The sequence below is a fragment of the Streptomyces sp. NPDC052064 genome (genome assembly GCF_055585925.1).
The window spans coordinates 114,200-128,849 of the sequence record NZ_JBVJJE010000019.1; the positions used below are offsets into that span (position 1 = coordinate 114,200).

Annotated in this window: 12 protein-coding genes; 6 read left to right on the forward strand and 6 right to left on the reverse strand. The window is 66.9% G+C overall.

The window, feature by feature from the left end; genetic code table 11:
• Positions 1 to 82 precede the first annotated feature (82 nt).
• Positions 83 to 727, reverse strand: coding sequence for a peptide deformylase (locus ACZ6TU_RS37110; protein ID WP_469553214.1), 645 nt, complete (start codon positions 725 to 727; stop codon positions 83 to 85).
• Positions 728 to 881: 154 nt separating this feature from the next.
• Here ACZ6TU_RS37110 and ACZ6TU_RS37115 point away from each other — a divergent pair, with 154 nt between their 5' ends.
• The gene (locus ACZ6TU_RS37115; RefSeq protein WP_467681994.1) at positions 882 to 2,291 is read left to right on the forward strand and encodes a PepSY-associated TM helix domain-containing protein; all 1,410 of its coding nucleotides are present in this window, start codon (positions 882 to 884) and stop codon (positions 2,289 to 2,291) included.
• A 123-nt stretch (positions 2,292 to 2,414) separates the two neighbouring features.
• Here the strand turns inward: ACZ6TU_RS37115 and ACZ6TU_RS37120 are convergent, their stop codons facing one another.
• From ACZ6TU_RS37120 to ACZ6TU_RS37130, 3 genes are all read right to left on the reverse strand, one after another.
• Entirely contained in the window at positions 2,415 to 2,705 is a 291-nt protein-coding gene (locus ACZ6TU_RS37120; protein ID WP_467681998.1) for a tetratricopeptide repeat protein, read from the reverse strand.
• Between the two features lie 235 nt (positions 2,706 to 2,940).
• On the reverse strand, positions 2,941 to 3,639 hold the full coding sequence (locus tag ACZ6TU_RS37125; RefSeq protein WP_467682273.1) for a 2-phosphosulfolactate phosphatase: 699 nt from the start codon (positions 3,637 to 3,639) through the stop codon (positions 2,941 to 2,943).
• Between the two features lie 274 nt (positions 3,640 to 3,913).
• A complete protein-coding gene (locus ACZ6TU_RS37130; RefSeq protein ID WP_467682259.1) occupies positions 3,914 to 4,603 on the reverse strand; it encodes a hypothetical protein in 690 nt (229 codons plus the stop codon).
• Between the two features lie 366 nt (positions 4,604 to 4,969).
• On the opposite strand from ACZ6TU_RS37130, the gene ACZ6TU_RS37135 reads away from it, so the two are divergent.
• The 4 genes from ACZ6TU_RS37135 (at position 4,970) to ACZ6TU_RS37150 (ending at position 11,477) form a co-directional block, all read left to right on the forward strand.
• A complete protein-coding gene (locus ACZ6TU_RS37135) occupies positions 4,970 to 5,935 on the forward strand; it encodes a pirin family protein (RefSeq protein WP_467682261.1) in 966 nt (321 codons plus the stop codon).
• Positions 5,936 to 6,801: 866 nt separating this feature from the next.
• On the forward strand, positions 6,802 to 7,377 hold the full coding sequence (locus ACZ6TU_RS37140) for an isochorismatase family protein (protein WP_469553216.1): 576 nt from the start codon (positions 6,802 to 6,804) through the stop codon (positions 7,375 to 7,377).
• A 336-nt stretch (positions 7,378 to 7,713) separates the two neighbouring features.
• A complete protein-coding gene (locus tag ACZ6TU_RS37145) occupies positions 7,714 to 9,003 on the forward strand; it encodes a tyrosine-type recombinase/integrase (protein WP_467682265.1) in 1,290 nt (429 codons plus the stop codon).
• Positions 9,000 to 11,477, forward strand: coding sequence for a tyrosine-type recombinase/integrase (locus tag ACZ6TU_RS37150; RefSeq protein WP_467682267.1), 2,478 nt, complete (start codon positions 9,000 to 9,002; stop codon positions 11,475 to 11,477). The genes ACZ6TU_RS37145 and ACZ6TU_RS37150 overlap by 4 nt, the downstream gene beginning before the upstream one ends.
• A 116-nt stretch (positions 11,478 to 11,593) precedes the next feature.
• Here ACZ6TU_RS37150 and ACZ6TU_RS37155 read toward each other — a convergent pair whose 3' ends face one another.
• Complete coding sequence (locus ACZ6TU_RS37155) at positions 11,594 to 12,223, reverse strand: class I SAM-dependent methyltransferase (protein ID WP_189587821.1); 630 nt, start codon at positions 12,221 to 12,223, stop codon at positions 11,594 to 11,596.
• A 340-nt stretch (positions 12,224 to 12,563) separates the two neighbouring features.
• The gene (locus tag ACZ6TU_RS37160; RefSeq protein ID WP_467682269.1) at positions 12,564 to 12,839 is read right to left on the reverse strand and encodes a hypothetical protein; all 276 of its coding nucleotides are present in this window, start codon (positions 12,837 to 12,839) and stop codon (positions 12,564 to 12,566) included.
• Positions 12,840 to 13,052: 213 nt separating this feature from the next.
• Here ACZ6TU_RS37160 and ACZ6TU_RS37165 point away from each other — a divergent pair.
• The coding region (locus tag ACZ6TU_RS37165) for a P-loop domain-containing protein (protein WP_469553219.1) at positions 13,053 to 14,650 on the forward strand (1,598 nt) is incomplete at its 3' end.

The following is a 14,650-nucleotide window of genomic DNA, read 5'->3' on the forward strand; positions in this document are numbered from 1 at the left end:
CGTAGACATGGGCGTCACGGTAACGGAGGCGCCCCACGGGGCGCCTCCGATTTTCTCGTGCCCGCCTCCGGCTTTCCGTGCCCTACGGCAGCTCGAAGCCGAGTGCCCGCGCCGCATCCTGCGGCGTCGGCTGAGCCCAGCGCTCCGTCACCGCACGGTTGGACGACAGCGAACGAGGCTCGGCCCGGTCCAGATACAGGACCCCGTCGAGATGATCCGTCTCGTGCTGCACGATCCGCGCGGGCCAGCCCGTGAACACCTCGTCCAGCGCGTGCCCGTGCTCGTCCTGCCCGGTCAGCCGCACCTCGGCGGGTCGTGCCACCACCGCCTGCCAGCCCGGCACGCTCAGACAGCCCTCGAAGAACGCGGCCCGCCCGACGTCGACGGGCTCGTAGGCGGGATTGACCAGCACCCGGAACGGCTGCGGCACCCGCCCGCGCGCCAGCCGCACCTCCTCCGGCACCGGCGCCGGGTCCTCGATCACCGCGATCCTCAGCTCCACACCGACCTGCGGCGCCGCCAGGCCCACCCCCGGGGCCGCGCGCATGGTGACCCGCAGGGCCTCGACGAACCGGGCCAGCAGCGCGGGCCCCAGCTGACCGTCGTACCGCTCGGTGCCTCGTCGCAGCACCGGATCGCCGGCCGCGACGATGGGCAACGGACCGCCACCGGCGAGGAGTTCCTCGACCCGTTCGGCCAGGGGTGCGCGCTCGCTCGGAGTTCCCATCGCGTCAGGATGGCACGACACCCTTCCCCCTCGCGTGGCACACGTCACACACCTTCTTCGGGAACTGGACGCCCCGCCGATCCGACTACTGCACCGCAACGGCCGACGACCGCACTGCGACGGCCAAGATGACGTCCCCCGGAGAAGCCCGCCGATGACCACCGCTCCCTCGACCACCACGGACGAGGCCCCACCACCCGCCACACCTGCACCGTCGAAGAACAGGTGGGCGCCACTGCGTCCGCTGATCCTCCGCCTGCACTTCTACGCCGGGGTACTGGTGGCGCCGTTCCTCCTCGTCGCCGCCGCCACCGGCCTGCTGTACGCCGCCTCCTTCCAGGCCGAGCAAATCGTGTACGACCACGAACTGACCGTCCCCGCAGGCGAGCGGAAGCTGCCGGTCAGCGAGCAGGTGGCCGCCGCCCGCAAGGCCCACCCCGAGGGCACGATCTCGGCCGTACGCCCCTCACCCGAGGCGGACGCGACGACCAGGGTGATGCTGTCCGGTGTCCCGGGCGTCGACGAGGGACACACGCTCGCCGTGTTCGTGGATCCGTACACCGCTGAGGTGCGCGGCTCCCTCGAACAGTACGGCTCGACCGGCGCGCTGCCCGTGCGTACCTGGATCGACGAGTTCCACCGCGACCTGCACCTCGGTGAATCAGGGCGGCTGTACAGCGAACTGGCGGCCAGTTGGCTGTGGGTGATCTCGGCCGGCGGACTGGTGCTGTGGTTCTCCCGCCGCCGTGCCCTGCGCAAGGTGCGGGGGACGAACGGGCGGCGCCGCACCCTCGGACTGCACGGCAGTATCGGCGTGTGGGCGGCGGCCGGGTTCTTCTTCCTCTCGGCGACCGGTCTGACCTGGTCGGCCTACGCCGGGGCCACCATCGACGAGTTGCGGACCTCGCTGGGTCAGGCCACCCCGTCGGTGTCGGCGTCGGCGGGCGGTGAACACGCCGGCCACGGCTCCGCCGCAGGGCAGACCGGAGACGCCGCGCACGGCGTGGGCCTGGACAAGGTCCTGGCCGCGGCCCGGTCCGCGGGCCTGGGCGACCCGGTGGAGATCGTGCCGCCGGCGGACGCGAAGTCGGCGTACGTCGTCAAGCAAGTGCAGCGCAGCTGGCCCGAGAAGCAGGACTCCGTCGCGATCGACCCGGCCAGTGGCGAGGTCATGGACGTGGTGCGGTTCGCCGACTACCCGGTGCTCGCGAAGCTCACCCGGTGGGGCATCGACCTGCACACCGGCATCCTGTTCGGCCTGGCCAGCCAGATCGCCCTGATGCTGCTCGCGCTCTGTCTGATCCTGCTGATCGTGTGGGGTTACCGCATGTGGTGGCAGCGCGGCCGCGGCACGGCCTTCGGCCGCCCGATCCCACGCGGCGCCTGGCAACAGGTGCCGCCACAGATCCTGGTACCGCTGCTGGCGGGGGTCGCCGTACTCGGCTACTTCCTGCCCTTGTTCGGCATCCCGCTGGCGGCCTTCCTGGCCGTCGACATCCTGCTGGGCGAGATCGCCTACCGGAGGGGACGGCGGACGTACGGAGCCGGGACGTCGACGCGGTAGCGGACCCGTCGGCGCGATAGCTGACCCGTCGGCGTGGTAGGGGCCCGTTGATGCGGTGGGGTACCCGCCGAAGCACAGGTGCCCGGCTCCACGCGGAGCCGGGCACCTTCGAGTACGTACCGGTCAGCGCTGTTCGAAGTCACCCGCGAGCGCCGAGGCGATCCGCAGATGCGACTCCGCCTCGTCGTGCCGGTTCTGCCGCTGAAGCGTACGGCCGAGCATCAGCCGGGCGTAGTGCTCGACCGGGTCCCGCTCGACGATAGTCCGCAACTCGTCCTCGGCACGCCGCAGTTGAGCCGAGTGGTAGTAGGAGCGCGCCAGCAGCAGCCGTGGCCCGGTCTGCTCCGGCACCTCCTCGACCAGCCCGCCCAGGACGCGCGCGGCGGCGGCGTAGTCCTTGGCGCCGAAGAACATCTGCGCGCGCTCCCAGCGCTCCGCCGGTGTCCCGTGGGCGTAGTACGTGGCGTCGTAGGTCGTGTTCACTCGTGCCTCCTTCGAGGCCGACAACCGAACGCGTTGGTTCAATATTCCACTAGTTCAATATTCCCCTACTGAGCGGGCCGCTAGTCGGTGCCGGCTCTATCGCCAGGTCGGCATCATCGCCACGGGCATCGGCTCCCGCCGCCTGAAAGTCCACAGTTCCAGCAGGTCAGCGGAGACTGGATGGGACGTCAGGCACCGTAACGGGACGGAGCACCGTCAGAGACTCTTCCTGGCGAGCCATCATCGCAAAGGGGAACCTGTCGATTTCCAAGCAGAGATCGACATCGTCCGGGTGGTATCCGCTCCGCAGCCCACCGGCGAGGTCTGCCGCGGCGCGAGAAGTCCTCGCGCGGTGGAGATACGGGGCCGCCTCGACATCGCCTCCGGCCATACAATGACCAATGTATTCAGCGCAGGCCAGGTCCTCGTCGGCCTGGCCTCCCTCGCCGGTGACGACGAACGTCACCGGACCGGAATCCTCGGTCTGCAGGAACCGCGCGGTCGGGCCGGCCACCACGAAACTCGCGCACAAGACCAGCGGCGCGTTCGCGACGGCCAGCGCGCCCACGGTTCCTGCCGTCGTCTTCTGCACCAGCGTGCGACCGGCGAAGTCGCATGACCTGAGCAAGCCAGGTGAGTTCACCGCGTCGAAGCCCGCTGCTGGAGCTCCGTCCTTCAAAGCCAGCCAACCCGAGTGACTCTCCTTCAAGGCAAGTGCCTCACTCTCCGTGGAAGCCAGGACGATCCTCTCGACGCCACGCGAGAAGGCCCAGGCAGCCACGGTGAAGGCGCGCATGACGTCGATGACGACTGCAATACGGGGAACGCCGGTCAACTCTGGGATGCCGACGAAGTGATGGTCCATCGCGCCATTCTGACGCCCCTGGATCATCTGGATCACCCGAAGGGCACGATTGATCCGGCTGCCGCCGTGATGACGGTCAGCGAAGCGGTTCTGGCGCCGGCCGGATGGATGAGCCGCTCGTAGTCGCGCACATTCCGGCGGGCGCGCATGATCCAGCTGATCGCCGGCTACCACCCAGCGCTTGGGCAGCACCTGACAGCTTAGGGCGTGTCTGATGGGTCGGTAACGGCCCGCATCCCGGATAGGAATCGGCGTGCCGGAGGGCCAAGAGGGTTCATCGCCGGGTCGTCGGAGGGAGCTGGACCGTCGCGCATGCCGGGCCGCGCTCTGTGAGGGACTCGCAGTCCTGGGATCCGCCGGCGGCCACGGCGCCGATCTCGACGCCCCAGGCTTCCGCCGGCACGGTAATCGGTGAACTGACCCGCTGCTCCACCACACCCTTGTCATCGGGCCTGAGGTAGCTGCTGTAGAAGTCGATCCTTTCGTCGAGGGGATCCATGTCGTGGTCCACGGCGTCTGCGTAGACCTCGACGGCCGCCCACGTGTCAACGCCGTGCGCACGCACGGTGAAGCTCAGCGTCAGATCCGACCGGTGACCTCTCAACTCGACGTCGGTGATAGTGGGGCGCCCATTCCCTCCCGCTGCCTTCGAGGCGCCCACGACCGCCACGCTCAACGACGCCATGTAAAAGATCACCCCGAGAATGAGCACGATGGTCTCCCACAGAATCCCCCGGGGCGTCGGGCGGACCAGCAGTGCCACGATGCTGCACACGATGGCGAGGATGGCGCAGAGCGAGGCCACATAGATGGGCCACGATTCGTTGTTGAGCGCGACGAAGACGATGTCGCTCGTGAGCCCGAGCGCGGTCATGATGCCTGCAACAGCGACCAGGGCACCGGCGAGGATCTTGGCGACATCGTCCAGCCGCTTCCCGACCCTGGCCTGGGCCTCGTCGGACATCGGAGCGGTCTCGTGCCTATCGCCTGGAAGCCTCATCCCGCTCATGGTGGTCGAGGCGTGGCGTGTCGGATCGCCTCGGCACCCCGGATTGGGCCGAAGGGGCGAAGGACCGCAGAGAGGCTCGCCCCCCGCCCGGTCTTCGGCGACTGCGCTTCCAGCCGAACCCACTCCGCACCTGATGAGTCACCCGCACCAACGGCCGAGAACGATCCGCGATGCGGGCCGTCACCGACCCATCAGACACGCCCTAGGAGTACCGCGGGTGGGTGAGCCCCAGCGGCGCCACCGTCCGGCCGACGTGGGCGCCTGGGCGCGGCCCGCATGACGCGCTGACGCAGGCCCTTCAACCGGACTAGGTTGTGCGCCATGAGCAATCTTGAGCGCGAGGCGGCGCCCTCCCTGTGCGGTGGCCGCGGCTTCGTCGTGGCCGAGCCGGTTCGCGAACTCCTCAGTCCTCGCCACGTGAAGCTGGGTGAGTCCAGCGAGGTCCGCAGGCTGCTGCCCAACCTCGGCCGCCGTATGGTCGGGGCTTGGTGCTTCGTCGACCACTACGGCCCCGACGACATCGCCGACGAACCCGGCATGCAGGTGCCGCCGCATCCCCACATGGGTCTCCAGACGGTGAGTTGGCTGCACGAGGGGGAGGTGCTGCACCGCGACTCCACCGGCAGCCTCCAGACGATCCGGCCGCGCGAACTGGGCCTGATGACCTCCGGCCGGGCGATCAGCCACTCAGAGGAGAGCCCTCGCTCGCACGCCCGTTTCCTGCACGGCGCGCAATTGTGGGTCGCCCTCCCGGACGGCCACCGCCACGTCGACCCGCGCTTCGAACATCACGCCGACCTGCCGGTCGTCACGGCACCCGGCATCAAGGCGACGCTGATCCTCGGCGACCTCGACGGCGCGACCTCGCCCGGCACGGCGTACACCCCGATCGTCGGCGCCGACCTGGCCCTCTCCCGGGGCGCGGACGTACGCCTCCCGCTGGAACTCGACTTCGAGTACGCCGTCCTGTCCATGTCCGGCGAGGCCCATGTGGACGGCGTTCCGGTCCTGCCCGGCTCGATGCTCTACCTCGGCTGCGGCCGCAGCGAACTGCCATTGCGAGCGGAGTCGGACGCGGACCTGATGCTCCTGGGCGGCGAGCCGTTCGAGGAGGAGCTGATCATGTTCTGGAACTGGATCGGGCGATCTCAGGAGGAGATCGTAGAGGCCCGTCAGGACTGGATGGAAGGCTCCCGGTTCGGGGAGGTGAAGGGGTACGACGGTGCTCCACTGCCCGCACCGGAACTGCCGCCGGTGCCGTTGAAGCCGCGGGGAAGGGTGCGCTGACCTGCGGAAACGCGTGAGCGTCGGTGGCTGCTAATTGGCGGGTTGCCGGGTAATTCTTACTGGCTTCTGCCCGCCTGCCAGAAGGCATCCGAACAGCCGGCTGGCTCAGGTCGGTGCGGTTGCCGATTCCACGGTGTGGCTGTCTTTGGGCGGCTGTGGCAGGACACTTGCTGACCTGATGCTGACTTTGCTGACGCCTCGTCAGGGTGGGATGAGAGGCCCTCTTCCCAGCTTCAGCGCTTGCGTAGGCGTTTGCAGGTTCGGTGGTGACCGGATCAATGCTGACCTGGCTGGCAGTTGAGTCAGGCGTTGCGGAACGGCACCGCCGCTCACGCTGCCGCCTTGTGGAGATTCCACATGCTTCCGGTGTCACCACCAACTGGCCACCTACCTGCGGTGTCACGGCGCAGCCGACTGAGCTTGGGGTTGGCGGCACGTGACGGCCGCACCCGCGTTGCCCGACTCCGGGAGGGGTGGGTAATGTGTGTGCGCTTACACGGCCGCCGCGTTCAGCCCGTGCCTACGCCTGCAGACCACCCCGCACTCCACACCTCTCCACGACTCCGAGCCCCCGGATTCCACAGCCTGGAATCCGGGGGCTCTGTCGTCCACGAGCGCGCGCGGGCCTCGTTACGCTGCCGCAGTGATCGACCCATCTTCGCTCCCCGGCATGACACGTAGCCGAGAGGCGGAGTCGGCGCGCTGATCGGTCACGGAGGGCATGCTCGTCCCAGTCACGGGCCAGCCGACCGAGGGATGTATGCAGACCGACCCCCAAGATCCACGCCTGGCGGATCGAACCCCGGGAGTACGCGCGGCAGGAGGAGAGGCGCGGCAGGCGGCACGCGTACGAGAGCCTCGACCCGGTGCGCACTGCGCTGATCGTGATCGACATGGTGTCCTTCTTCGTCGAGGCGAATCCGTACGTCCGCGGCGTCGTGCCCAACATCAACCGCATAGCTGATGCACTGCGTACAGCTGGCGGCCCGGTCGCCTGGGTGCTGCCAGCGAACGAGGCACTACTCGGGAGCGTTAGCAGCGAGTTCTACGGACCGACAGTCAGCCAGACGTTCGCGGCGACAGGAGGCGAAGGCCCACTGTGCTCGCGCCTGTGGCACGCCCTCGACGCCCGGCAAGGCGACCTCGTGGTGGAGAAGACCGCCTACAGCGCCTTCTTCCCCGGACGCTCGCCGCTACCAGGACTGCTGGCGGAGCGCGGTATCAACACCGTCCTCATCACGGGCACACTCACGAACGTCTGCTGCGAATCCTCGGCCCGGGACGCGGCCACCACGGGCCTGCGCGTGCTGATGGTCGCCGACGCCAATGCGGCCCGGCGCGACCAGGACCACAACGCTGCGCTGCACACGATCTACCGGTCATTCGGCGACGTACGGACTACGGACGAGGTGCTGGGCTTGATCGGACGGCACCCGAACTGACTACGCTGGACCGGAGGGGTGCCGTGATTCGCCGTCGCCTCCATCTCAGCCGCTGCGCGGGCCGGGAAACGGCTGTAATGCCGCTACTGGTGGAGCGGGTCGGGGGCGAGGGTTACGGTCATCAAGGCGCGGCTGACTCGCGGAGCCCGACAGGCTCCAGGCCGCTCTGCTCATTGAGGCTGAACGTTGTCACCATGATCATGACTGAATCGGCGGCGGCGGAGACGAGGTGCCTCCCGCAGCGCGGGCAAAAGCCACGGTGGAGGGTCGGGCCTGTTAACCGAACTAACTCAGCTGTCTTCGCAGGTCAGACCGGGTATCTGCTAGCTTCCCGGGGTGTTTGATGAGCAGCGGTCCGGAAGGGACCTGAGGAACTTTGTCCTGCCTGAGTTAGGCCAGTTGCTGAAGACGGGAGATCCCTGGGAGCCGTACAGGGTGCTGGATGGACGCGGGAGGCCGGTCGAGCCCGCTGCGCTCTACCTCAAGGAGCTGATGGCGAGGAACAGCTCGCCGTTGACGCCACGTTCGTACGGCATGGATCTGCTGCGCTGGTTCCGGTTCTTATGGGCGCTCGGGATCGAGTGGGACCGTGCGACCCGGGAAGATGCCCGGGACTTCATGTTGTGGATGAAGGTGGCGGACAAGCCGAAACGTGTCCATTGGCGCCATCGCGGCAGGGCTCTCTCCAAGGTCCCGCCGCCTCGCAGCGACAGGCCGGCACCGGGGACGCCGAATCCGGTGACGGGTAAACCCACGGTCGGGACCAAGTACTCACCGGCAACCCGTGCTCATTGCGAGACGGTGCTGCGGGAGTTCTACAACTTCCATCTGGATGAAAACACCGGTTCGTTGCTGGTGAACCCCTTCCCGTTGGTCCGTGGGCGCCGCTTGTCCCAGCTCGGGACACAGCGTGATGGCGGGAAGAAGCACCGGAACCGACGCACGGGCCTGTACCGGCCGACCGTTCCGCAGCGGGTCCCACGGCGGATTCCCGACGAGATGTACACCAAGGTCTTCGCCGGGCTCCGTTCTCATCGTGACCGCGCCTTGCTGGCCTTCTGGGTCGCCACTGGCGCCCGAGCCGAGGAGCTACTCACGGTCAAGCAGGGCGGCGCGGTCGTCGGCGAGCAGACCGTCAGTGTGATCCGCAAGGGCACCCGCGACTACCAGGACCTGGCCGCCACCCCGGACGCGTTCGTCTGGCTGCGGCTCTACCAAGAGTCCGCCTGGAAGAAAGGCGTCCCTCGGGGCCGCCATCATCCGCTGTGGTGGACGCTGCGGCGCCCATGGCGGCCGCTGGAGTACGACGCGGCACGCATGATGTTCAACCGCGCCAACGATCTCCTGGGCGCCAACTGGACCCTTCACGATCTGCGGCACACGGCGACGTTCCTCATGCTCGATGACCCGAACATGCCACCGGTTTACGTGCAGAAGATCCTCGGCCACAAGTACCTGTCGACCCTGGACATCTACAACCGTCCGACCAGGGACGACGTCATCAGAGCCGGCCTTGCCCACCACGCCCGCCAGGAGAAGCGACGCGAGGAGACTCCTGTGCCTGTTGACGAGCCGTCCTACAACCCCGACTCCTTGTCCATCCTCTTCGGCCGGGACGCGTCATGACGAGCACTGCGACCCACGTCGGCTCGAGCTTCGTTCCGCGGGTCACAAGCATGGTGGGCGCCGAAGCGCTCACGCTGATGAACCGATTCCCGCATCGGGAAAGACCAAGCACGTGGGAAGCGACCTCGATCACTCGTGAAGAGGTCCTTGAGCGGCTGGCTCGCCCACCGCTACGAGTTGTGGAACCCAGCGCCCAGGCGAATCGGATGTTCGGGGCACGCCTCCTGCTCGACTGGCTGATGACCTTTCCGGGAGAAACCTGGCAACAGCGGTGGCAGAGGAGCCCTGCACACGGCCAGCACATTGCGTCGCAGGGGTGGAGGGATGACTTCGCAGCCTGGGCCCGCCCGGAAGGGCGAGTATCTCGCCGTGAAACGCTCCTCGTCGGTGTGCTGGCGCTGCTCTGCGCGGATGCCGTCAGACCCGACCCGGAATTCCTCATCGGGTCAAGATCGCGGCATCTTCGGCCGGCGCTGGAGACCACACGCGACCCCGAGGGGTTCGCTCGTTTGAGGGCTTCACTGCCGACCAACATCTCGGCTGCGAATATCTCGTCCGGGCTGAAGACCATTGCGGAGATCATGGCTTGCCATGGCGGCACTATCGAGGACATCGTCGTCGGCGACCTGCTGCTCTGGCAAAGCAAGAATCCGAGCAACAGCAATGGACGGATCCAGCTCGCCTATACCTGGCTACGCGACTTGGGTCTCTTTCCAGCAGACGCACCGCACACGCTGTTCCGGATCTCGAACCGTACCGGGCAACTCACCCCGGCAGACCTTGTCGACCGCTACGAACTGCAGTGCCGTCCGATCCGCGATCTCTTGGTCGCCTACCTCTCCCATCGGTCCGTAGGGCTCGACTTCACGACGCTGCAGGCGCTCACGATCTCGCTGGCGCTTCGGTTCTGGGGCGACCTGGAGCGGCATCATCCGGGCATCGACTCTCTTCGGCTTCCTGCCGAGGTGATCACTGCTTGGAAGGTCCGCCTGGCCACGAAGACCGTCCGCAAGCGTCTGCCCGACGGATCATTTCGTGATTTCACAGAGCCACGCCGAGGTGCGATCGGGATCAAAACCCAGGTCAGAGCCTTCTACCTGGACCTGGCGGAGTGGGCAGTGGAGGACCCCGGCCAGTGGGCTGCCTGGGTGGCGCCCTGCCCGATCAGCGAAGCCGAGTGCTCGGGAAGAAAGGCTGAGAAGCAGCTCAAGGCCCGCATGGACCAACGTACTCGCGAGCGCCTGCCGGCGCTGCCCACGCTGGTGAAGACGGCTCACCGCCTGTTGAAAGAGGCCACGATGCGTCTCGATGCACTCAACGCAGCCCCACTCGGTTCGGATTTCAGCGTGCTTGGTGAGACGTTCAGGGTTCCGCGCTTCAGCAAGTGCGCTGACGGGCGCCCGATTCATGCTTGGGATGCGAAGGGCACCCGGCGCTCATTCGCGGGTGAGGAGCGCAGCGCATTCTGGGCGTGGGCTGCCATCGAGATCTTGCGGCACACCGGCATCCGCATCGAGGAACTCCTCGAGCTGGGGCATCACAGCATCGTCAGCTACAAGCTGCCCACCACCGGTCAGACCGTTCCGCTCTTGCAGATCGCCCCGTCGAAGACGGACCAAGAGCGACTTGTCTTGGTCACGCCGGAGCTGGCGGACGTGTTGAGTACGGTCGTCTCTCGAGTCCGAAAATCGGACGGGAGAGTTCCCGTTGTTCGTAGTTATGACCACTACGAACGGGTCTGGAACCCGCCGATGCCTCTCCTGTTCCAGGATCGCTCCAGTGGGTACCTGCGTCCGCTGTCGCCAGCGTCGATCCGTCGGGGACTCGACGTCACCTTGTTGGCCTCAGGTCTGACGGACAGCGCGGGTGCCCCCCTCATCTTTCAGCCCCACGACTTCCGCCGGATCTTCATCACGGACTCCATCCTCAACGGCCTGCCACCTCACATCGCCCAGGTCATCGCTGGTCACGACCACATCGGAACGACGATGGGATACGCCGCGATCTACCCCACTGATGCCATCGAAGCACATCGAGCGTTCATCGCCCGGCGCCGGGCTCTGCGACCTGCCGATGAATACCGCACCGTCACTCCTGAGGAATGGGGAGAGTTTCTCGGGCACTTTGAGCGCCGCAAGCTCGCCCTGGGCGACTGCGGCCGCGCATACGGAACTGACTGTGCTCACGAACACGCTTGTGTCAGATGCCCCGTCCTGATCGTCCACGCGACAGAGCGTCCCCGGCTTGTCGAAATCCGCGACAACCTCCTCACGCGCATCTTGGAAGCCGAAAGGGAAGGCTGGCTCGGCGAGATCGAGGGGCTGCAGAGCAGCCTGACCCACGCCGAGGAGAAACTTGCCCAACTCGACGCCCAGATCTCCCGGAAGCAGGAGTCTGTCGACCTGGGAATTCCTACCTTCCGGGAGATCGTTGCTCGCACCACTGCGGCGGCCAACCCGCCGGGGCCTGCGTGACTGAACAGCTGTCACTCCGGCGTGCTCAGCGGACACCGCCACAGAACGCGGCACTTGGACGAGCTTCATCCACGTGGATGATCTACACCACCCCGACCTCGGCCACGGGCCACGTTCTACGGGCGGCGGGCCAGCAGGTGGGTGTCGAGGAAGCCCCGCTCAGACGCCGGGTCGTGGAGCAACCGAGCCACCGTGACGAGTCCGGCCCCGGCCAGCAACTCGGCAAACTGCTCCGCCGGCCAGCTATAGGCAGGCGCCACCTTGTGGTCGAAGCGGACAGGCTCCGACCCTTCGGTTCCGAAGAAGGACGCCAGGAGCAGGCCCCCTGGTGCCAGGACACGCACCTGCTCAGCGAGTAGCGCGGGCAATTCTCCAGGTGGGGTATGGATCATCGAGTAGTGGGCCAGCACTCCGCCGAGCGCGCCGTCCTCGACCGGCAGGGCCTCCATTCGCGCTTCGTCGAACCGCAGCGCCGGATGGGCCCGCCGGGCGTGGGCGACCATAGCGGGGGAGAGGTCGAGCCCGAAGGCGTCCAGCCCCAAGTCGTGCAACATGGCCGTCAAATGGCCGGGTCCGCACCCGACGTCGGCTGCCCGCAAGTTCCCCGTCCCACGCACGAGCTCGGCGAAGGTGCCGATCATGTTCCGTGCGAACGGCTGCGTCTCCAACCGATTAGCGAACATCGACGCATAAAGGTCGACGACCCCGTCGTAGGCCGCCCTGGTCTCGTCCTGGTGTCTTAACACGGGAAGGAAGCTAACACCCGCGCCGTTCACAGCGGTTCTCCGGCCCCAGACCGGCCCCTTCCCCGCAGGACCACCTGACCACGGGACGCCCCGGTAGTTCGGAGAAGCCAGGTCGAATACCAGGTCGGTTCCCCTCCGGAGCCGGTCCAGGTCAATTTCTCCCGGCGGAACCCGACCCACGCCACCGCCGGGCCGCCGGCGATGAGCGTGCAGTGCTTGCAAGAACAGAGTTCCCTGTCAAGTCTATGTGTTCAGCCCTTGCGCTCCTCTGTGTTGGTGGCCTTCGGTGGTAGCCGTCGAAGGAGTGCGGCCACCCAAGGGATCGGACAAGCAACTCCTGTCAGGTCGACTGCGCCTCGTTCACAGGCGCGGCGTAGGCCGCTTCGATGAAATGAATGAACCTGTATGAGTTCTCGTCGCCCAGCGCGTTCTCGATGCAGATGATCACGTGGTGGGCGACTCTCAGCTCTTCGCTGATTTCCCATCCACTCCGATTCCTCGAAGCGGCCCGCAGTTCTCGAAGTCCTGGGGCATGCTCGTTCGCTTCCTTCTCGTCAAGTGTCGACGGCCCGAATTCCTCTAGAAAATATCCCAGCGCCTTTGAGTTCTCCGTCATCCTGGCCGAGCAGATGCCGCTGCGGGCCCCAGGCCCGGGAGTTAGCGCCCTACTGGCGGGCAAGGACAGGATGCCGGCCGGGACCATCGAGGGTGCGAGTTTTCAGAGCAGTCATTTCCCGATCTTGGTGATCTGGATGCCTCCGAGGCGTGGAGTGTCTATCGTCGAAGCGCGCTGCTGATCAAGTTACCAACAGGCAGGGGATGGAGCGTGGTGGCGGGCGTGAAGCAGGCGGGGGGTGCGGGCGAACTGCGGCACGTGGTGCTGTCACTGGGGATCGCGTTGACACGTACCGAGGACGGTGACTCGCCGCGGTTCGGCCTGGACGTCTTGGAGGACGCCCCCGTCCACGCCGAGAGGGTCGCAAAGATCCTGGAGCAGTTCCGGTATACGCAGCGCCCGACCGCAGCACCGGATGGACAGCCCGATTACGGGAAGCTGGTGGAGGCCGCGGTCGAGGCCGAGGACGCCGACGTACTGATCGTGCACATCGTCGGGCACGGCGAGCTAGCGGACGGTAGCAGCGAGAAGCTGTACATCCTCGGCAGTGACGGAGACCGCCTGGGCAGGCCGGTGGGCGGGTGGATCGACCTGATCGAAGACCACCCTCAGCGGCACCGGCCGACGACACTGTTCGTCCTGGACGTCTGCTACGCCGGGCAGGCCGCGGTGACTGCCTGGCACTCGCGAATGGACGTGAACAAGCGCCGGGCCTGGGTGCTGGCCGCGACTGGACCGGACAAACAGGCGTTCGGCTACCGGCTGAGTCAGGCCCTGGTACGGGTGATGGAGAAGTACCGCGACCTGGAGGTCCGCTTCGACCCTTCATTGCGGTACATCCCGCCCGGAACCGTGTGGCGGGACATTGGCCGCGCCGTCGCAGAGTTGGCCGAAGAGGCCAAGCGGCTGCCGCAATCGATCATGACAAGCCTCATCCCCAGCCACGCCGACCTGTCCCAGCTACCGTTCTTCCCCAACCCCACTTACACCCCCCAAAACACCACATCGGTGCTGACCCTGGGCCTGTCCCCGGAAATCGCCCGCCTGGCCGATTGGACCACAGACCCCCTGCACTTCATGCGCCGCGCCGACGGCGCCGAACCGGTCGACCGCGACTGGACCGAGGGCTACTTCAGCGGCCGCACCGCACAACTCGACACCATCACTGCATGGCTTGACAACGACACGGCCACCCCGGCACTGCGCGTGGTCACCGGCAAAGCAGGCGCCGGGAAATCCGCGCTCCTCGGCATCCTCCTTTGCGCCGCCCACCCGGCACTGCGCCGCTCCACCCGCCCCCTGTGGGCCGGACTCGACGACCACGTACCCGGCGAGAACAACCGGATCGCCGCCGTCCACGCCCGACGCCTCAGCCTCGACGACACCATCGCCTCCCTGACCCGCCAACTACGCCACATCACCGCCTCCGACGCCCTAACCCACCCGGACGAAGAAGCCCAGGACACGGCCGGAAAACCAGCACAGCAGCTGCTAAACCTGCTACCCCCTGGCAGCCGCCCGGTCACCATCGTCATCGACGCCCTCGACGAAGCCCTGAAACCCCAGGACATCACCACCGCCCTGCTGCTCCCGCTCGCTCAGACGACGGACGGCCGTCTGCGGCTACTGATCGCCACTCGCGAGGACCCAGCGTTCGACCAGCTCCTTAGCCTGGCGCGAGATACCGGAGCGTGTACGGACCTAAGACGTCATCTTATTTGGGTCGGTAGGCTGTCGGTCGTGGTCTCGATCGTTGAGCGGCTGGTGCCGGATGAGCTGTGGGAACTGTTCCAACGGGTTGTTCCTGAGGC

Excerpts from the sequence above, each read along its gene's own strand:
- ACZ6TU_RS37150 (WP_467682267.1), top strand. The coding sequence starts at position 9,000 with ATGACGAGCACTGCGACCCACGTCGGCTCGAGCTTCGTTCCGCGGGTC.
- ACZ6TU_RS37115 (WP_467681994.1), top strand. The coding sequence starts at position 882 with ATGACCACCGCTCCCTCGACCACCACGGACGAGGCCCCACCACCCGCC.
- ACZ6TU_RS37125 (WP_467682273.1), bottom strand. The coding sequence starts at position 3,639 with ATGGACCATCACTTCGTCGGCATCCCAGAGTTGACCGGCGTTCCCCGT.
- ACZ6TU_RS37110 (WP_469553214.1), bottom strand. The coding sequence starts at position 727 with ATGGGAACTCCGAGCGAGCGCGCACCCCTGGCCGAACGGGTCGAGGAA.
- ACZ6TU_RS37135 (WP_467682261.1), top strand. The coding sequence starts at position 4,970 with ATGAGCAATCTTGAGCGCGAGGCGGCGCCCTCCCTGTGCGGTGGCCGC.
- ACZ6TU_RS37120 (WP_467681998.1), bottom strand. The coding sequence starts at position 2,705 with ATGTTCTTCGGCGCCAAGGACTACGCCGCCGCCGCGCGCGTCCTGGGC.
- ACZ6TU_RS37160 (WP_467682269.1), bottom strand. The coding sequence starts at position 12,839 with ATGACGGAGAACTCAAAGGCGCTGGGATATTTTCTAGAGGAATTCGGG.
- ACZ6TU_RS37130 (WP_467682259.1), bottom strand. The coding sequence starts at position 4,603 with ATGTCCGACGAGGCCCAGGCCAGGGTCGGGAAGCGGCTGGACGATGTC.